Origin of the sequence: Oceanicola granulosus HTCC2516 (assembly GCF_000153305.1) — a bacterium.
Classification (GTDB): Bacteria; Pseudomonadota; Alphaproteobacteria; order Rhodobacterales; family Rhodobacteraceae; genus Oceanicola; species Oceanicola granulosus.
Map to the genome: position 1 here is coordinate 122,384 of NZ_CH724107.1, position 19,045 is coordinate 141,428.

Consider the following 19,045-nt stretch of genomic DNA (forward strand, 5'->3'; position numbering starts at 1 on the left):
CATGACCGAAGAAATCCGCATCTGCATCGCCTCCCGTGGCAAGCCCGAAGAACTCGCCGAGAGCTTCCGCAGCGAACTGCCCGGCGCACAGGTCTTCACCGACCCCGCCGCGCTCGACGAAACGCCCGTGCCCTACGTGGTCGCCGGCAAACCCGCGCCCGGGGTGATCGCCTCGGTGCCCGGCGCCGAGCTGATCCTCAGCCTCAATGCCGGCGTCGAGCACCTGCTCGCGCCCGGCGAGGTGCCCGAGGGCGTCGACATCGTCCGCCTCGTGGATCCCGCCATGACCGAGGGCATGTCCGACTGGTGCCTCGCCGTGGTGCTGTCGTGGCACCGCAACCTGCCGCTCTACCGCGCCGACAAGGGCTGGAACCGGCGCACCGAGATCCTGTCGCGCAACCGCGTCGTCACCGTGCTCGGCGCCGGCGCGCTGGGCAGCCGGGTGGCGCGGCTGCTGGCCCAGATCGGCTTCCAGACCCGCGTCTGGAGCCGCACCGGCCGCGCCGTCGAGGGGGCCGAGGCGTTTGCCGGGCCGGACGGGCTCGACGCGGCGACGCGCGGCGCGGACGCCGTCGTCAACCTGCTGCCGCTCACCGACGAGACCCGCGACGTGCTCGACGCCGCCCTGTTCGCGCGCATGGCTCCCGGCGGCTTCGTCGCGAGCGCGGGCCGGGGCGAGCACCTCGTCGACGCCGACCTGCTCGCTGCCCTCGACAGCGGCCAGCTTTCGGGCGCAGCGCTCGACGTGTTCCGCACCGAGCCGCTCCCCGAGGACGACCCGCTCCGGGCGCATCCGAACGTGCTCGTCACACCCCACGTCGCCGCGCCCACCCAGGCCGGCTCGGCGGTGCGCATCATGGCCGACACCATCCGCCGCCACCGCGCCGGCGCCCCGATCCCCGATCTTGTCGATCGCCGCCGGGGCTACTGATCCGCCCACAGCAACAACAACAAGACCGAAGACCACCCAACAGGATAGCGAAAGGACTACGGCACAATGACACTCAGAACCCCGACCCTCCTGGCCGCGCTGATGGCGCTGCCGACGCTGGCGATGGCCGAGACCACACTCGTCATGCCCCAGCAGGACGAGCCCCGCACCCTCAGCCCCGGGCCCTCGTCCGACACCGGCGGCCACGGCCCCACCTCCAACATCTACAGCCACCTCGTCGTCATGGACTGGGGCATCGTCGATGGCGTCGCCGCCTACGGTGACCTCGCCGAGAGCTGGGAGGTCTCCGACGACGCCACCACCTACACCTTCAAGCTGCACCCCGACGCGATGTGGCACGATGGCGAGCCGGTGACCTCCGAGGACGTCAAGTTCACCTACGAGCGCATCATGGAAGAGGGCTACACCTTCTCCTCGTTCCTGCGCGACGTGGAGAGCATCGAGACCCCCGACGACCAGACCGTCGTCATCACGCTCAACAAGCCCAACATGGCGTTCCTGCCGATGATGGCGCAGGGCGCGCAATGGACCGGCAAGATCTACCCCGAGCACCTCTGGGCCGACCAGGAAGGCTTCGACACCGGGCCCTACGTCAACGAGCCCATCGGCTCCGGCCCGTTCAAGTTCGTCCGCTGGGACCGCGGCAGCGCCGTCGTGCTGGAGGCCAACGAGGACTACTTCCGCGGCGCGCCCGAGGTCGACACCCTGATCTTCCGCACCATCCCCGACGCCAACGTCGCCCGGGCCGAGTTCGAGGCGGGGCAGTTCCCCTACCTGCCGTTCAACTACGCCCCGCCGCTTGCCGAGGCGCCGATGTTCGAGGCCGACCCCGAGATCAACGTGGTCTACACCCCCTCGCACTTCAGCCGCGACCTGCAGCTCAACCTCAACCACGAGGCGCTGGGCAATCCCAAGGTCCGCGAGGCCATCGCCTACGCGATGGATCGCGAGGAGATGAACCGGCTGGCGTTCAACAACTCCTGGACCCCGGGCTACTACGCCGGCGTCAGCAGCCTGCAGCAGTGGATCAACGAGGACGCCCGCTTCCCCGAGCATGACGCCGCCAAGGCCGAGGAGCTGCTCGACGAGGCCGGCTTCCCGCGCGGCGACGACGGCTGGCGCTTCTCGGTCAAGGTGACGGGGCCGAACATCTCCGACTGCACCGCGATCACCGAGATCCTCGTGCGCCAGCTGCGCGAGGTCGGCATCGAGGCCGAACTCGACCGCTTCGACCAGTCCACCTGGTTCAGCCGCATCCAGGAGAAGCAGTTCGACATCTCCTGCTACTTCGGCCGCTACGGACCCGACCCGGACGCCTACCGCGAGCACTTCTCCACCGACGGCGCGCGCAACTTCATGAGCTACTCCGACGCCGAGCTCGACGAGCTGGCCGCCGAGGCCAACACGATCAGCGACGAGGAGACGCGGCGCGAGATGTACGACCGCATCCAGGAGATCGTGGTGCGCGACATGCCCTACATCAACGTCTTCGAAGAGCAGAAGATGAGCCTCGTGCGCCCCGGCTGGGACGGCTTCGCGGTGATGCCCGCCGGCTTCAACAAGTCGATCAGCTGGTTCGGCGTCTACGGCGTCACCGGCCCCGACGACGCCGAGTAAAGCTGCTACCGTCTCGCTGAGACGACCCAACGCGAACCGACAGGGCGATCGACCATGAGACTTCTGCGCTACTTTCTCTTCCGGCTGCTGCAGATGTTTCCGATCGCCCTGTTCATCGTCGTCATCAACTTCGCCCTGATCCACCTCGCCCCCGGCGACGTGTCGATCCTGCTGGCGGGGGAGGGGGCGGACCCGGAATACATGCAGTCGATCCGCGAGAGCTACGGCCTGGATCGCCCGCTCCACGAACAGCTCGGCGCCTATCTCGGCCAGATCCTGCAGGGCGACCTCGGCCTCTCCTTCCGCACCCGCGAGCCGGTGATCGACATCATCGCCGAGCGCATCCCCGCGACGCTGCTGCTGGCCGGCACCGCGCTGGTGCTCGCCTCGATCGCCGGCGTGGCGATCGGCGCGGTGATGGCGCGGCGGCCGGGCTCGGCGCTCGACACCGCGGTCACGACGCTGTCGATCTCGCTGTTCTCGATCCCGGTCTTCTGGCTCGGGCTGATGCTGATCCTGCTCTTCGCCGTCACCCTGCGCTGGCTGCCCTCGAGCGGCATGGTCTCCATCGCCGGCCCCCGCGAGGGGCTCGGCTTCGTGCTCGACGTCGTCCGCCACATGATCCTGCCGGTCACCGCGCTCGCCGCGGTCTGGCTCGGCCAGTACGTCCGCCTCTCCCGCGCCTCGGTCTCCGAGACCCTGGCCGAGCCCTACGTCACCACCGCCCGCGCCATCGGCTTTCCCGAGCGGCGGGTGATGACCCGCTTCGCGCTGCGCAACGCGATGCTGCCCATCGTCACGGTTCTCGGGCTCGAACTCGGCCTGCTGCTGTCGGGCGCGGTGCTTACCGAGACCGTGTTCAGCTGGCCCGGCCTCGGGCGGCTGATCTACGAGGCGATCCTGTCGCGCGACACGCCCGTCATCATGGGCGCCTTCCTCATCATGTCCTTCACGGTGATGCTCGCCGCGCTCCTGACGGACCTCCTCTACGCGGCGCTCGATCCCCGGGTACGCCTGTGACACCGACCGCCGCCAAGACCCTCCGTGCCACTGTCGCGAGCGTGCCCGGCGCGCTGAGCCTCGCCGTGTTCCTGGTGATCTGCGCCACCGCGCTCGCCGCGCCGATCCTCGGGCTGCCCGACCCGGCCGACATGGCCTTCGCCCTCTACCAGCCGCCGAGCGCCGAGCACTGGCTCGGGACGGACAATTTCGGCCGCGACATCCTGAGCCGGGTGGTCTGGGGCGCGCAGGTGGCGCTGACGGTCGCCGTCGGCGCGGCGCTGCTCTCGATCCTCATCGGCTCCGCCCTCGGCGCGATCGCCGGCTACTTCGGCGGCTGGGTCGACGGGCTGCTGAGCCGGGTGTTCGACATCTTCCTGCTGATCCCGACCTTCTTCCTGATCCTGCTCATCGTCGCCCTGTTCGGCGCGAGCCTGCCGCTCACCATCGTCGCCATCGCGCTGACCACCTGGCCCCGCTCGGCCCGCCTGATGCGCAGCCAGGTGCTGACGCTCAAGTCGCGGGTCTACGTCCAGGCCGCGCTGGCGGCGGGCGCGCCGCACTGGTGGGTGATCGTGCGCCACGTGATCCCCAACGGCATCGCGCCGATCATCACCGACGGCACCATCCTGATGGGGATGGCGATCCTGACCGAGGCCGGCCTCAGCTTCCTCGGGCTCGGCGACCAGAACCTGGTGAGCTGGGGCAGCATGATCTTCGAGGGCCAGCGCCACCTGCGGCTCGCGCCGTGGATGTCGATCGCGCCGGGCGTGGCGCTGCTGCTGCTGGTCGCCAGCCTCAACCTGCTGGGCGACAGCATCAACTTCGCCATGAACCCCCAGCTGCGCACCCGCGGCGGCGCTCCCAAGCGGCGCGCCACCACCGCGCCGCCGGCCGGCGAGACCGCCCCGGCCGCCGACACACCGATCCTCGAGGTCGACGACCTGCGCCTCGTCTACCATGCCGGCGCGCGGCGCATCGCGGCGGTCGACGGCGTGTCCTTCACCCTGCCGCGCGGCGGCAGCCTCGGCATCGTCGGCGAGAGCGGCTGCGGCAAGTCGAGCCTCGGCTCGGCCCTGCTGCAGACCATGCCGAACAACGCGGAGCTGACTTCCGGCACCATCCGCTTCGACGGCCGCGCCATCGTGCTCGGCGGCAAGCCGGTGGTGGAGAACGGCCGCTCGCGCATCGACGCGCTTCGCTGGACCCGCATGGCGACGATCTTCCAGAGCGCGATGAACGCCCTCAACCCCGTCACCACGGTGCGCCGGCAGATGATGGACGCCCTGCGCCTGCACAAGCCCGGCATCTCCAGGGAGGAGGCCACCGCGCGCATCGCCGAGGTCTTTGCGATGATCGGCATCCCCGCCTCGCGCATGAACGCCTACCCCCACCAGCTGTCGGGCGGAATGCGCCAGCGCGCGATGATCGCCCTGAGCCTGATCCTCGAGCCGGAGCTCGTCATCGCCGACGAGCCGACCACCGCGCTCGACATGCTGATCCAGGACCAGATCCTCGGCGAGATCGCCGACCTGCGCGAACGGCTGAACCTGTCGCTGATCCTCGTGTCGCACGACATGGGCGCGGTCGCAGAGAGCTGCGACGTGGTGGCGGTGATGTATGCCGGCCGCATCGTCGAGATTGCCCCGACGCAGCGCATCTTCGGCAACCCCGCGCACCCCTACACCCGCACCCTGATCGGCGCGCTGCCGAGCCTGACCGGCCCGCTCGAGGAGCTCGAAAGCCTGCCCGCCACCGACACCGCCGCCGCCGCGGCCGCGACGGGCTGCCGCTTCGCCCATGCCTGCCCGGCGGCGACCGACCTCTGCCGCCGCGCCGCGCCGCCCGCCGTGCCGCTCGGGGCGGGGCACGTCTCCGAGTGCCACTACGCCGAGGACTTCGCCGCCGAACCCTCCTCCGAGCCGCACGCCGCTCCCGCCGCTGCCAAGGAGGCCCGCGCATGAGCCGACCGATCCTGCAACTCGACGCCCTGCGCATGGTCTACAACGCCGACCCGGGCATCCTCGCCCGCCTCAGCGGCCGCGCCGACCCGCCGGTGATCGCCGCCGACGACGTCAGCCTCGACCTCCACCCCGGCCAGACCCTCGCCGTGGTGGGCGAGAGCGGTTCGGGCAAGACCACGGCGGGCCGCATCGCCACCCTGCAGGAGCGTCCGACCGCGGGGCGCGTGCTCTACGAGGGCGAGGACGTCACCGCGCTCACCGGCGCGGCGCTGAAGGCGTTTCGCGCCAAGGTGCAGATGATCTTCCAGAACCCCTACGACGCGCTCAACCCGCGCCTCACGGTCGGGCAGTCCCTCGCCGAGCCGCTGACGCTGCACGGCCTCGTGCCGCGCGCGGGGCTGCGCGCGGCGGTGATCGAGATGCTCGAGGCCGTCGAGCTGCGCCCCGCGGAGAGCTTCGCCGACGCGTTCCCCTCGGAGCTCTCCGGCGGCCAGCTCCAGCGCATCGCCATCGCCCGCGCGCTGATCATCAAGCCCCGCGTCGTCATCGCCGACGAGCCGGTCTCGATGCTCGACGTGTCGATCCGCTCGGGCGTGATGAACCTGATGCGCGGCATCCAGCGCGACACCGGCGTCACCTACCTCTACATCACCCACGATCTCTCCGTCGCCCGCTACATGGCCGACCGGATCGCGGTGATGTACCTCGGCGCGGTGCTCGAGGAAGGCCCCGCCGAGACGCTGATCTCGCGCGCCGCCCATCCCTACACCCGCCTGCTGATCCAGGCCGTGCCCGAGCACCGCGCCAGCGCCACCCGCCGTACCCGCATCCGCCTGCCGGGCGACGCCGCTTCGCAGGCCGGGCTGCCGTCGGGCTGCCGTTTCCACCCGCGCTGCCCGCTCGCCCAGCCGATCTGCCGCGAGAAGGCGCCGCCACTCGCGCCCGTCGGCGCCGCCCACCGCGCCGCCTGCCACTTCGCCGACGACGTCCAGACGCACGGGCTTGGCGCCGCGACCGCCGCCACCGCCTGATCCGCCGCCCTCCCGGCGTCCGCGGCGCTAGTCGCGCGGGCGCAGGAACCGTGCGGCGACCGGGGCACCGAGGATGACGACGACGAGGCGCAGGATGTGGTGGGCGATGACGAAGGCGAGGTCGGCGCCCACGATGATGGCGAGGACGGCCATCTCGGCCTGTCCGCCGGGGGCGAAGGCGAGCAGGGTCTCCATCGGCGGGGCGAGGTCGAGGAGGTGGATCAGCTCGGCGAAGCCCGCGGCGAGCGCCAGCAGCACCAGGCAGAAACCGACGGCGGCGACCACGTCGCGGCGCACCTCGGCGCCGGTGACGCCGGAGTAGTTCGCGCCCACGGTCATGCCGATGTAGAACTGCGCCGCCCAGATCGCCTCGGCGGGAGGGCGATGCTCGAGCACGCCGGTCAGGGCGAGCGCGGCGGCGAAGATCATCGGGCCGAGGATCGCCGCGCCGAAGAGGCCGATCTTCTTGGCGATCTGCCAGCCGGCGATGCCCGCGATCGCCATCAGCACGAGCTGCTGCCAGGGCAGGCTCGACGCCGGGGCGCCGGGCGGATTGTCGAGGCTCACCTCCCACCAGCCGGTGAGGATGAACGGCAGGACGGAGACGATGATCAGCACCCGCGTGGCGTGGATCAGCGACAGCGCGCGCACGTCGCCGCCGGCCTCTTCGCCGAACAGCAGCATGTCCTGCAGACCGCCGGGCATCGCGCCGTAGTAGCTGGTGGCGAAGTCGAAGCCCCAGAGCCGCTGGAAGTAGGGCACGCCGATCAGGCCGATCAGGAAGACCAGCACCGGCACCATGATCAGCGTCGGCCACATCGCCGCCATCGAGGCCACGATGGCCGTGGTCAGGCTCGCTCCCACGGCGACGCCGAGGATCGAGCGCATCAGGTTGTTGAGCGCGGGCAGTCCGCGCAGCCGCACCTTGAGCAGGGCGGCGACGAGGCAGGCCGAGATCGGGCCGAGCAGCCAGGGCAGGGGCAGGGACAGCGCGATGAAGAGCGCGACGCCCGACAAGGCGATGGCGTGGGTGAGGGCGGTGCGCCTCATGTCCGCAGCGCCCGGAGCCGGTAGCGCAGCGACGTCTCGAGATGCGTCGCGGCGGCGTCGCCGGCACGGGGGCCGTCCCCGGCGCCGATCGCTTCGAGGATGTCGGCGTGCTGGCGCGCGACCGTGGCGATGCGCTCGGCGTCGGCAAGGGTCGTCGGGCCGAGCAGCAGGAGCGCGTTGTTCATCGCCCGCGCCGCGTCGAGCAGGAATCGGTTGCGGGCGGCGAGGTAGATCGCGCGGTGGAACTGCTGGTTCAGCGCCGCGGCGCGCGGCGGCGAGTCGCCGGCGGCCCCGAGCTCGGCGTTGAGCCCGGCCAGGTTCTCGACCTCGGCCACGGCGGCATGCTTAGCCGCCATCTCGGCGGCGGTGCGCTCGAGCACCAGGCGCATCTCGTAGAGCTCGACCAGCTCGGTCTGGCTCAGGGTACGGATCACCGCGCCGATGCGGGGGCGGTGCTCGATGATGTTCTCGGCCTCGAGCCGGCGCAGCGCCTCGCGCACCGGGGTGCGCGACAGCGACAGGCGCTCGGCTACCTCGAGCTCGCGCAGCCGGTCGCCCGGGCGGTATTCGCCGGCCTCGATCGCGGCCATCAGGCGCCCGAAGGCCGCGCCGCCCTGGGAATGATCCTGCTCGCTCACGGTCTTTCCAAATTGTATACGTTTGGATACAACTGAGCCGGAAAAAAGGGGGATCGTCAATGGCGCAACGTGTGATCGTGGTGGGTAGCGGCAATGCTGCCATGTGCGCGGGCCTCGCCGCGCTCGAGGCCGGGGCCGAGGTGCTGATGCTCGAGAAGGCCGACGCTGCGCTCGCCGGGGGCAACACCAAGTACACCGCCGGCGCGATGCGCTTCGCCTACGACGGCGCCGACGACCTGCTGCCGCTGCTGAAGGACCCCGACGACCCGCGCCTGGCGAAGACCGATTTCGGCGGCTACAGCGCGGCGCGCTTCGCGGACGATCTGCTCGGCTTCAACGGCGGGCGGCCGCTCTCGGAGGAGCAGCGCCGGCTGGTGGACGGCTCGCTCGCCGCGATGCAGTGGCTCGGCGGGCACGGCGTCAAGTTCGAGCCGATCTACAGCCGGCAGAGCTTCGAGAAGGACGGCCGGCACGTCTTCTGGGGCGGCCTGACGCTCGCCGCCGAGGACGAGGGCGTCGGCCTCTTCGAGATGGAGCGCGCCGCCTTCGAGGCGCAGGGCGGGGAGCTGCGCCTCGCCACGCCGGTGACGGGGCTGGTGACGGAAGGCGGGCGCGTGGTCGGCGTCGAGACCGAAGGGGGCCGTCTCGACGCCGATGCGGTCGTGCTCGCCTGTGGCGGCTTCGAGGCCAGCGAGGCGCTGCGCGAGGACTGGATGGGCGGCGATTGGCGCCGCGCCAAGGTGCGCGGCACGCCGCACAACACAGGCGACGGGCTCGTCATGGCGCGGGAGCTCGGCGCGCGGCGGCACGGGCTCTACACCGGCTGCCACGCGACGCCGATGGACCTGCACATGGCCGATTACGGCGGGCTCGACCTGCCGCCGGGCGAGCGCAAGAACTACCGCAAGATCTGCTACTTCCTCGGCGTGATGCTGAACGCCGACGGCCAGCGCTTCGTCGACGAGGGCGAGAACTTCCGCAACTACACCTACGCCCAGTTCGGCCGCGCGGTGCTGGAGCAGCCGGGGCACGTCGCGTGGCAGGTCTTCGACGCGAAGACCGACGACCTGCTCTATGCCGAGTACCGCTTCCACGATGCCCACTTCGAGGAGGCCGGCACGCTCGAGGCGCTCTGCGCCAGGCTCGACGGGCTCGACGGGGAGGCCGCGCTGAAGACGCTCGCCGACTATAACAATTCGGTGGACGACAGCGTGCCGTTCAACCCGACGGAGCTCGACGGCCGGGGGACGAAGGGGCTGGCCCTGCCGAAGTCGAACTGGGCGCAGCGGCTGGAGACGCCGCCGTTCCGGGCCTACCCCGTCACCGGCGGGATCACGTTCACCTATGGCGGCCTGAAGGTCGACGCGCGGGGCGGGGTCGTTCACGAGGACGGCCATGCCATCCCCGGCCTGTTCGCCTGCGGCGAGATGGTGGGCGGGGTGTTCTACGAGGGGTATCCCGGCGGCTCGGGCCTGACCTCGGGCGCGGTGTTCGGCCGCCTCGCGGGAGCCGGCGCGGCCGGCTAGTCAGGGGGTCGCGTCGGGCGTCTTCTTCAAGGGCACGCCCTCCGTCTCGCCCCCGGAGGAGTCCTCGGTGGTGGCGATGGCGACCATCATGCGCTTCTTGGCCGCGTCGACGTGGTGCCAGCCGGCGAGGTGCGCGGCGTCGGCGTCGCCCGCCTCGAGCGCGGCGAGGATGCGGTGATGCTCGGTGTTGGAGACGGGCAGGCCGCCGCCCTGAACGAGACTGCGGGCGCGGAACAGGTGCAGCTTGCTGACCAGCCGCAGGTACTCGGCCTCCATCGTCTTATTGTCGGCCCGCTGCATGATCGTGGCGTGGAACTCGAGGTTCAGCGGGTAGTAGGCATCGAAGTCGTTGGCGTCGGCGGCGGCCTGCATCGCGTCGACCTGCGCGCGCAGGTCGGCCATCAGCTCGGGCGTCATGTTCTCGCAGACGAGCCGGGCGGCGAGGCCGAAGAGCGTGCCGCGCACCTCGTAGATCTCGCGCGCCTCCTCCAGCGTGAGCTGGCGGACGAAGACGCCCCGGTTGCGGATGACGTTGACGAAGCCCTTCGCCTCGAGGCTGCGCATCGCCTCGCGCAGCGGGCCGCGGCTGGTGCCGAAGCGATTGGCGAGCTGGATCTCGTTGAGCCGTTCGCCCGGCGACAGCTCCCCCTTGATGATCAGACGTTCGAGCTCGCGCTCGAGAGCGCTGGTCAGGGAGACCGTCTTCAGGATGGCGAGATCACCGCTTTCGTTCGACATGGGCAGGGTTCAACAATTCGACGACCGCAGACGGCCAATGATCGCAGTTGTATCTGCCTATAGGCCCGATTCGCTCCCGGCAACCCTCGCGGGCCGCCGGGCGGTCTGTTGCGGCGGGGGTGTGGCCCGTCATGCCGCCTTCGCCCGTTCGATTCCGGCAACGATGCCGGCGACCATGTCGGCGGTGCCGCCCGTGCCTTTGATGTCGCCGGTGCGGCTTGCGGGATCGGCGAGCGCGGCGTCCAGCCCCTCGCGCATGTAGGCGGCGGCCCGCACCGCTTCGGGCAGGTCGTGGGCACGGCCGAGGTGCTCGATCAGCATCCGGGTGCTCTCGATCATCGCGTAGGGGTTGGCGATGCCCTTGCCGGCGATGTCGGGGGCCGAGCCGTGCGTGGCCTGCGCCATCGCCTTGGCCCCCCGGCCGATGCACAGGCCCGGCGCCATGCCGAGCCCGCCGACCATCCCCGCCGCCTCGTCGGTGAGGATGTCGCCGAACATGTTGGTGGTCACGACCGTGTCGTAGGCCCAGGGGTCGCGCAGCAGCCGCATCGCGAAGGTGTCGACGATGCACTCGTCGACCTCGACGTCCGGGTACTCCTTGGCCACCTCGTAGGCGGTGTCGACGAACATGCCGCAGCCGAGCTTGAACACGGTGTTCTTGTGCACCAGCGTCAGCTTCTTGCGCGGCCGCGAGCGGGCGATGTCGAGCGCGGCGCGCACCACCTTGCGGCAGCCCTCGACGGTGATGACGCGCACCGAAATCGTCACGTCCTCGGTCGGACGGAATTCGCCCGACCCGGCGACCACGTTGCGGTCGGGCTGGAAGCCCTCGTTGTTCTCGCGCACAATCACGAGGTCGATGTCGTCGAACAGGCAGCCGATCCCGGGATAGGAGCGGGTCGGCCGCACGTTGGCGAAGAGGTCGAAGCCCTTGCGCAGGATCGGGTGCGGATTGATCGCCCCGGGCACCTTCGGGTAGTCGCGGTGGCCGATGGGGCCGAGGATCCAGCCGTCGAGCCCTTCCAGCGTCTCCATCGTGCCCTCGGGCATGGTGTGGCCGTGGCTCTCGAGCGCGGCGGCGCCGATCGGCACGTCGGTCCAGTCGATGCCCAGCCCCGCCTTGCCGGCCGCGGCGCGCGCGACCTCGACGGAGGCGGGGACGATCTCGTGGCCGATGTCGTCGCCGTTGAGGATGCCGAGCTTCAGGCGCTTGCCGCTCATTCCGCGGCCTCCTGGCGGCCCGGGACCGAAGCCCGCGCGATGGCCGCGGGATCGGCGCTCTCGATCTTCCAGGCCTCGCCCAGCAGGCTCCGTGCGATTTCCTCGCCGACGACCAGCTTGGCCTGGTTGACGAACTTCGTCTCGAGCTGCTCGTTGCTCAGCGGCCGCTCGAGGCTGCCGATGGCGCGCTCGACGAACTTCTCCAGCGTCGTGCCGTCCTTGAAGGTGACGAGGATGCGCACCGACGCCTCGTACATGTCCGGATCGGTCTCGGCGTGGATGCGGTCGCGCAGGTCCACGATCTCGGGCAGGTTCACCACCTCGTCGGTGAAGGCGGTCGGCGCGCCGTCGCCGCGCAGCAGGGCGCTGGCGGCGGAGTGGAAGACGGAGAACTTGCCTTCGAGCCCGGTCCTGGGCGTGCGCTTGCCGGTCAGCTCGAGCACCAGCGGGTGCGACTTCAGATCGACCCGTTCGATCTCGGCGACGCGCTCGGGGCCGATCTCCTCGCGGATCTGCTGGCAGCCGTCGATGGTCGGGTGGATGACGATGCCGCAGGCGAACGGCTTGTAGCTGTTGAGCGCGCTCTCCCAGCGGCTGCCGAGCTCGCCCAGCACCTCGTCGTAATCCTGCTTGGTCGAGGTGACGTTGGCCCAGCCGCGCAGCGCCTCGATGGCCTTCTCCGAGCTGTCGTAGCCCGCCTCGGCGAGCAGCGCGGCCTTGAGCCCGTTCTGCGCGGCGCTGCCGGGGTGGAACGACTTGGTCATCGTGCCGAACATCTCGCGCAGGCCGGCGGACTGGGTCGCGGCGAGGCCGAGCGCCCACTGCATCTTCTGCTGGTCGAGCCCGAGCACCTTGCCGCAGGCCGCCGCGGCGCCGAAGACGCCGGCGGTGCCGGTGATGTGCCAGCCGCGGTCGTAGTGGTCGGGATAGACGCAGTTCGCGAGGCGGCACTCCACCTCGACCCCGACGATCAGCGCGGTCAGGAAGTCGGTGCCGCTCATCGCGCGGTGTTCGGCCAGGGCGAGCAGGGCCGAGGCGACGGGGCCGGCGGGGTGGACAATGGTCTTCAGGTGGGTGTCGTCGTAGTCGAGAACGTGGCTGGAGATGCCGTTGACGAGCGCCGCGTGCAGCGGGTCGAGCCGTTCCTGCCGGCCGATCACGGTGGAGTCGCGCGGGCCCGAGAAGGGCATGACGGCGCGGAGCGCGGCGTCGACCGTCTCGTGGTCGGCCCCGCCGACGGCGCAGCCCAGCCAGTTGACGAAGGTGCGGACACCCTCGGTGCGCACCTCGGCGGGAATGTCGGCATCGCCCAGGTTCACGATCCAGGCCGCGAGTTCGGCGGTGACTTGGCGCTCTGTCATGGTGGGGTCTTTCTCAGGTTCGAGGTGGATCAGGAGGCCCGCGGGCCGCCGAGGCGGCGCAGGGCGGTGTAGAGGCGATAGACGACGAGGATGGTCGAGCAGACGAGGAAGATGCGCATCACGTGGAAGGCGGTGACGATCTCGGCGTCGAGCTGCATCGCCTTGGCGGTGATGACCATCTCGGTCACGGCCGCCGGGGCGAGGGCGAGGAACGACGTGGTCAGCGGCAGTCCGGTCAGCAGCGCCAGCACGTTGGCGCCGCCGAAGGCGGCCGCGATCATGAACAGCGCGACGACGATCCCGGCCATGGCCACGCGCGGCAGGCCCAGCAGTACCTCCCGGCGGAAGCAGCAGCCGAGCCAGGTGCCGATCAGCAGCTGGGCGGGCAGGACGACGAATGGCGGGACCGGCACGCGGGCGATCCCGCTCGCGCCGAGGCCGATGGCGAGGAACATCGGCCCGATCAGCCAGGGGTTCGGCAGCGGCGTGCGCTTGAGCAGCCAGACCGCGCCGAAGCAGCCGGCGATGACGAGGGGCAACAGCAGCAGCGTGCCGGGATCGGCCGAGGGCGCGCCGATGACGCTGCCGCCGGTGCCGAAGGTGATGGCGAGGATCGGCACGATGGCGACGGTGCAGGACACCCGCAGCGCGTGGACCACCGCGACGGAGGCGGCGTCCGCCCCCTTCTGCTCGGCCACGTTGGCCATGTCGGCCACGCCCCCGGCGGCGGTGGCGAAGAAGGCGGTCGAGGCCCGGCATCCGGCCAGCGGGCGGAACAGGAAGGCGCCGATCATCGTGTAGGCCATGACGTAGACGGTCGCGCCGAGCATGGCCGGCAGCAGCGACAGCGTGGCGACCAGCGTCGCAGCGGTGAAGCGCATCCCCACCGCCAGCCCGATGGCGAGCTGGCCGAGCTCGCGCCCCAGCGGCACCGAGACCAGCGTCACGCCGGTGGCGGCCACGAGGCCGCAGAGGAAGAAGGGCCCCAGCATCCAGGGCAGGGGCAGGCCGACGGCGTCGGCGAGCAGGGCCCCGGCGAAAGCGAGCGCGTAGGTCAGCGCCGCCCGGCGCCACCAGGACGGGTCGCGCCACCAGCGTGGCGCGCCCCCTGTTTCGCTATCGCCGGTGACCGACACGCGGTCAGTCCAGCCGCAGCGCAGCCATCAGCTCGTCAAGCGAGGACTGCTTCTCGAAGCCGGCCACGATCTCGACGACGCGCTCGGCGCGGCTGCGGTCCCAGCCGGCGAACTCGGCGCATTCGTGGAACTTGCCGGCCACCTCGTCGTAGCTCATCGGGTGGGCGGGGCTGCCCTTGCCGAAGTCGGCCATGCCCGAGATCGTGCGGCCGTCCTTGAGCTTGATGTCGATGTAGGTCGTCATCTTGTGGTAGCCCGCGGCCTCGGCGCGGTCGTCCACGACGAAGTCGACCTTCTCGATCATCGCCTGCACGTCGGGCCGGTTGACGACCTCGTCGGTGAACTCGTTGAGCCCGCCGCGCCCTTCGATCAGCAGGATCGCCATGCAGAACTCCATCGAGAACTTCGCCTGAAGCTCGTTGGTGGGGCGATGGTGGATCAGCGCGTTGGGCATGTTCGAGTTGGTGCCGACGCGGACATGCTCGACCTGGTCGGCCTTGATGTCGTTCTCGGCGATGAGGCGCAGCATCTCGGTCATGCCGGGGTGGGTGAGCGAGCCCGACGGGTGCGGCTTGATCGAGACGCCCGGCTCGTCGAAGGTCCAGGGCGCGCCGAGCTTGCCGCGGATCGCGCCGCCGTCGTAGCCGCCGCCCGCGGCGCGGAAGAAGCCGCGCATCGCCTCGAGGATGTTGGGGCTGGCGGACCAGCCGAGATCGGCCATCTCGACGGCGACCACGCCGGATTCCGACGAGCGGCCCGCATGGAAAGGCTTGGTCATCGTGCCGAAGTTCTCGCGCAGGCCGGCGGACTGGCTGCCGGCGACGGAGAGGGCGCGCAGCAGCGTCTCCTTGTCGAGCCCGGAGAGACGCCCGGCGGCGCTGGCGGCGGCGAAGGTGCCGCAGGTGGCGGTGGCGTGGAAACCGGTCTGGTAGTGGCGCGGGTTAATCGCCTCGGCGATCTTGCACTCGACCTCCACGCCCAGGTGGTAGGCGAGCATCACGTCCGCGCCCGAGGCGCCGCGGGATTCGCCGGCCGCGAGCGCGGCGGGCAGGGCAGGGGCCGTCGGGTGCGTGAGCAGGCCGTAGACCCGGTCGGGCGCGACGGCGAGCTGCGTGTCGTCATAGTCGTCGGCGTGGATGCCGACGCCGTTGGCGAACGCGGCGAAGCGCGGCGCGACCTTCATGGACGAGCCGATGACCGTGGCACCACCGGCGCCGAGGTTGAGGGATTGCAGGTGCCGGCGCACCTTGTCGCCCGAAGCGGCGACCGAGCCGGAGAGCGCGAGGCCGAGACCGTCGAGGATCGACTTCTTGCCGTTCTCCACCACCACGCCGGGCAGGTCGGAGATGCTGGTGCCGAGCACGAAATCCGCGACTTCGGCGGTCAGGCCATCGCCCACCGCGTGCCACTCTTCCGCGCTGCTGTCGTTGTCGACGATCTTGTTCATACTGGTCCTTTCCTCATACATGCGGCGCTGCCCTCTCGGGCCTGGCCGGGTCAGCGCTAGCTAATGCGCCAAGGTGTAAACTGTCAACAGTTAGCTGATGGCAGAGAGGTCAAAGGCCGCATGCTCGTCTTCCGAGAGGCGCGCGAGCAGGCCGGTTTCCCAGCGGAGGTAGGTGCGCGAGGCCTCCATGTCGCCGTCGTGCCGGCCATGCGCGAACCACGTCACATCCTCGCGGTCGCGCAGCCTCGGCAGGCCCCCGGTCTCCACCGCCGCCCCCGCATCGCGCAGCGCGGCCATCCCGCCGGCCACCGCGACCGCGCCGCCGAGATCGCGCGCGGCATTCGCCGCGCGCCCGTCTCCGCCGTCCACCAGCATCAGGGATGTCCCCGCCCGCTCGAGCGCGGGAAGCGCTGCCCGGCAGGACCAGATCGCGCCGGCCACATGCCCCTCGCGGAAGGCTGCGGAGCTGCGCAGGTCGACCAGCCTCCCGCGGCCCCCCTGCGCCGCGAGCAGCGCCCCGGCAGCCGTCATCGTCGTCGCCGTCGTCGCGAGCTCCGGCACCGGCGCCGGCGGCACCGCGAGGTCGCGCAGCGCGTCGTCGACCCGCGCGACATGCACCTCGTAGCCCAGCGCCCGGAGCCAGAGGGCCGTGATCGCGCCGCGCAGGCCGGTGTCGTCGGCCAGCACCAGCCGCGCGGAGCGGACGGCGCAATAGGCGTCGGTCGCCTGCGCCAGCTGCACCGCCGGAACCACGCGGAAGCCGGGCAGGGGATCGGCCCCGGCCTCGCCGACGCTGCGCAGATCGAAGAGGAAGGTGCTGCGCGTCTCCTGCGCAACGAGGCGCGCGACGTCGCCGGCCGTGGCGAGGGGGATGCAGGCCTCGCCCAGCAGCGCATCGGCGCGCGCGCGGCTGACCTGCCTCTGGTCCTCGTCCAGCGTCGGCAGCTTGTTCGGTGCGCGCCCGCGCTCGAGCGGGTGGCCGGCCAGCGCCCAGCCCTGCGTCCCGTTCTCGAGCGCGAGGACCTCGACCCCGGGCGCGACCCGCCGCAGCGCCGCGGTGCCGAGCAGCCCGCGCGTGCGGCCCGCGCAGGTCAGCACGATCGGCCCGTCGAGCTCGAGCGCCGCCAGCCGATGCGGCAGCTCTGCGTTCGGCAGCCACGTCGCGCCGGGGATGGTCATCCTGGCGAACTCGTCGGCGGGCCGGCAGTCGAACACCCGCACCTCGCGCCCCTCGGCGCGCCATGCGGCGAGCTTTTCGGCGGTGATCGTCGGCGGGTGCAGTCGGGCCTCGACCAGCTCGCCGAGCACCTTCGACGGCACGTTGACGCCCTCGAACAGCGTGAGCCCCGCCGCACGCCACGCCGGGGTGCCGCCGGCGACGATGGTCAGGTCGTCGTAGCCGGCACGCGCCAGCGCCGCCGCGGCACGTTCGGAAACTCCGTCGCCGGCGTCGATCAGCAGGATCGGCACCGAGAGTCGGGGCGCCAGCTCGCCGATCCGCAGCTCGAGGGTGGTGAAGGCGCAGGGCGTCGCGAACAGCGGGTGCCCCATCGAGAACGGCCCGGCCTCGCGCAGGTCGAGAAACGCCCGCTCGCCCGGCCGGGCGAGCCAGTCGCGGGCCTCTTTCGGTGCCAGATGTCGGATCACGTCACGGCTCCCCAGATCAGGATCGCGCCGCCGCAGGCGATCAGCGCCTCGATCAGCACGGTGTGGACGCGCAGCGGCGTGCGCCGCACCAGCCAGGCTCCGGCCCAGGTGCCGGGCAGGGCGCACAGGCCCATCCCGGTGGCCAGCAGGAACATCTGCTCGGACAGCGCGCCGAGGTTGACGAGCACGGCGACCGCCGCGTCCGTCGCCGGCACCGCGGCCGGCCCGAACGACGGCAGCAGCTCCACCTCTCAGCGGCCGAGGCGGGCGAGGGGGCTGGCGTCGAAGCGCTCGCCGGACGCGAAGATGCCGGCGGCGAACGCGGCCAGCTCCCCCGACGCCTCGCCCCGCCGGCCCGAGAAGGCGAGGTTGGCCGCCGCCTTGGACCGCAACTCGTCCCGGCTCAGCGGTTCGCGCACGCCGCCGCGCAGCTGCGGCTGGCGCTCTTCGACGACCGTGCCGTCCTTGAGCTCGGCGCGGATGTGACCGGTGTAGTTCTTCGGGTACTCGTCATCGGGGTTGATGACGTACGACACCTTCGCCGCCAGCGCGCGTGCCTCCGGGTCCTGCACCGCCTCCTCGGTGAACTCGGCGAGCCCCGCGCCGCCGTGGATCAGCCCGGCGGCGATCGTGTAGGGGGAGGAGAACTTGGCCGCGTAGGCGGTCGGCGGGCTCTGCTTGAGCGCGAGCGGCTCCCACAGCCTGTGGACGGTGCCCTCGCCGACCTCGCAGGTCATCCGCTCGATCTGCTCGGGCCTGACGCCGCGCGCCTTCAGGCGGATGGCGCAGTCGATGAAAGGCTGGGTCATGGTCCCGCAGGCATAGGGCTTGAACGCGATGCGCGCGGCCTCCCAGCGGCTGCCGAGGTCGCCGAGCAGGGGGGCGAAATCGGGCTCGATCGACGGGGCGAAGGCCGCGTAGAGCCCGTGCACCCCCTCGAAGACGGAGCGCGGTCCGCGAAAGCCCGCCGCGCCCATCTGCGCGGCCTTCAGGCCCGATTGCGCCGCCCAGCCGGCGTGCATCCGCTTGGTCCAGCTCCCGTCCGCAAGGTACTCGATGATCCCCGCCGCCATCGAGGCGGCCACGCCGAGCGAGTCGCGGATTTGCTGCGGCGTCTGGTTCATGGCCGCGGCGATGCCGGCGGCGGCACCCATGGTGCCCATGATGGCGGTGGGGTGGAAGCCGGCCTTGTGGGTGGCCTTGCCCGCGACGAGGCCGAGGCGGTTGCAGACCTCGCTGCCGACGACGATCCCCTTGCCGACGTCGCGCCTCGCCAGCCCCAGCGCTTCGCCCGCGGCGAAGAGCGCCGGCACGATGACCACGCCGGCATGCATCGGGCAGCCCTCGAAGGTGTTGTCGTAATCCTCGCCATGCCCGCAGGTGCCGTTGATGAGCGCGGCGGCGGCGCTCTCGCGGCCTTCCTCCAGGCCCCAGACGGTGCAGGTCCCGGGCGTGGCGAACGCCTCGCGCGCGGCGCGGCCGTAATCCATCTCGAGCGCGGCGATGGTGAGCGCGACCGTGTCGAGTACCGTGTCCTCGGCGGCGATGCGCGCCTCCTCGGGGATGGCGTCGGGCGACAGGCCGGCGATCCACTCGGCGAGCCGGTCGGAAACGGTGGTGTCGGACTGGTGGTTCATGGCGCGCTCCTCATCCCGCTTGCGGGGGACGGTTTCACCGGGGTCGCGAATTGTCAACATTTGACGATCCGTGTGCCGGGT

General features: G+C 71.2%; 16 protein-coding genes. 6 read left to right on the forward strand and 10 right to left on the reverse strand.

The genetic code is table 11. The features are described from left to right. Position 1: 1 nt before the first annotated feature. From OG2516_RS00600 to OG2516_RS00620, 5 genes are all read left to right on the forward strand, one after another. On the forward strand, positions 2-931 hold the full coding sequence (locus tag OG2516_RS00600; protein WP_007253640.1) for a 2-hydroxyacid dehydrogenase: 930 nt from the start codon (positions 2-4) through the stop codon (positions 929-931). A 66-nt stretch (positions 932-997) separates the two neighbouring features. Continuing rightward, positions 998-2,569 carry an ABC transporter substrate-binding protein gene (locus OG2516_RS00605; protein WP_007253641.1) on the forward strand — a complete coding sequence of 524 codons (1,572 nt, stop codon included), beginning with the start codon at positions 998-1,000 and terminating at the stop codon, positions 2,567-2,569. 54 nt (positions 2,570-2,623) lie between these two features. Next, positions 2,624-3,589: an ABC transporter permease gene (locus OG2516_RS00610; RefSeq protein ID WP_007253642.1), complete on the forward strand. Its 966-nt coding sequence runs from the start codon at positions 2,624-2,626 to the stop codon at positions 3,587-3,589. Continuing rightward, the gene (locus OG2516_RS00615) at positions 3,586-5,532 is read left to right on the forward strand and encodes a dipeptide/oligopeptide/nickel ABC transporter permease/ATP-binding protein (protein WP_007253643.1); all 1,947 of its coding nucleotides are present in this window, start codon (positions 3,586-3,588) and stop codon (positions 5,530-5,532) included. Before OG2516_RS00610 ends, OG2516_RS00615 begins: the two co-directional genes overlap by 4 nt. After that, positions 5,529-6,563, forward strand: a complete 1,035-nt coding sequence (locus tag OG2516_RS00620; RefSeq protein WP_007253644.1) for an ABC transporter ATP-binding protein — start codon at positions 5,529-5,531, stop codon at positions 6,561-6,563. Before OG2516_RS00615 ends, OG2516_RS00620 begins: the two co-directional genes overlap by 4 nt. 27 nt (positions 6,564-6,590) lie before the next feature. Here the strand turns inward: OG2516_RS00620 and OG2516_RS00625 are convergent, their stop codons facing one another. Next, positions 6,591-7,613, reverse strand: a complete 1,023-nt coding sequence (locus OG2516_RS00625) for an AbrB family transcriptional regulator (RefSeq protein ID WP_007253645.1) — start codon at positions 7,611-7,613, stop codon at positions 6,591-6,593. Continuing rightward, complete coding sequence (locus tag OG2516_RS00630; RefSeq protein WP_007253646.1) at positions 7,610-8,251, reverse strand: GntR family transcriptional regulator; 642 nt, start codon at positions 8,249-8,251, stop codon at positions 7,610-7,612. The genes OG2516_RS00625 and OG2516_RS00630 overlap by 4 nt, the downstream gene beginning before the upstream one ends. A gap of 59 nt (positions 8,252-8,310) precedes the next feature. Between OG2516_RS00630 and tcuA the strand changes: the two genes are divergently transcribed. Then, positions 8,311-9,777 carry an FAD-dependent tricarballylate dehydrogenase TcuA gene (gene tcuA / locus OG2516_RS00635; RefSeq protein WP_040614859.1) on the forward strand — a complete coding sequence of 489 codons (1,467 nt, stop codon included), beginning with the start codon at positions 8,311-8,313 and terminating at the stop codon, positions 9,775-9,777. Here the strand turns inward: tcuA and OG2516_RS00640 are convergent, their stop codons facing one another. The 8 genes from OG2516_RS00640 to OG2516_RS00675 all read right to left on the reverse strand — a co-directional run bounded on the left by OG2516_RS00640 (position 9,778) and on the right by OG2516_RS00675 (position 18,964). After that, positions 9,778-10,515 (reverse strand): FCD domain-containing protein, encoded by a 738-nt coding sequence (locus OG2516_RS00640; protein ID WP_007253648.1) that lies wholly within the window; start codon positions 10,513-10,515, stop codon positions 9,778-9,780. It abuts the gene before it with no gap. A 129-nt stretch (positions 10,516-10,644) separates the two neighbouring features. Next, the gene (locus OG2516_RS00645) at positions 10,645-11,736 is read right to left on the reverse strand and encodes an isocitrate/isopropylmalate dehydrogenase family protein (RefSeq protein WP_007253649.1); all 1,092 of its coding nucleotides are present in this window, start codon (positions 11,734-11,736) and stop codon (positions 10,645-10,647) included. Beyond that, positions 11,733-13,097 (reverse strand): MmgE/PrpD family protein, encoded by a 1,365-nt coding sequence (locus OG2516_RS00650; RefSeq protein WP_007253650.1) that lies wholly within the window; start codon positions 13,095-13,097, stop codon positions 11,733-11,735. The genes OG2516_RS00645 and OG2516_RS00650 overlap by 4 nt, the downstream gene beginning before the upstream one ends. Before the next feature lie 29 nt (positions 13,098-13,126). Continuing rightward, entirely contained in the window at positions 13,127-14,233 is a 1,107-nt protein-coding gene (locus tag OG2516_RS00655) for an AbrB family transcriptional regulator (protein WP_007253651.1), read from the reverse strand. 4 nt (positions 14,234-14,237) lie between these two features. Then, entirely contained in the window at positions 14,238-15,680 is a 1,443-nt protein-coding gene (locus OG2516_RS00660; RefSeq protein ID WP_007253652.1) for an MmgE/PrpD family protein, read from the reverse strand. A gap of 90 nt (positions 15,681-15,770) precedes the next feature. After that, a complete protein-coding gene (locus OG2516_RS00665; RefSeq protein WP_007253653.1) occupies positions 15,771-17,327 on the reverse strand; it encodes a rhodanese-like domain-containing protein in 1,557 nt (518 codons plus the stop codon). Then, the gene (locus OG2516_RS00670; protein ID WP_007253654.1) at positions 17,324-17,575 is read right to left on the reverse strand and encodes a hypothetical protein; all 252 of its coding nucleotides are present in this window, start codon (positions 17,573-17,575) and stop codon (positions 17,324-17,326) included. The genes OG2516_RS00665 and OG2516_RS00670 overlap by 4 nt, the downstream gene beginning before the upstream one ends. Positions 17,576-17,578: 3 nt before the next feature. Further along, positions 17,579-18,964: an MmgE/PrpD family protein gene (locus OG2516_RS00675; RefSeq protein WP_007253655.1), complete on the reverse strand. Its 1,386-nt coding sequence runs from the start codon at positions 18,962-18,964 to the stop codon at positions 17,579-17,581. Positions 18,965-19,045 lie beyond the last annotated feature (81 nt).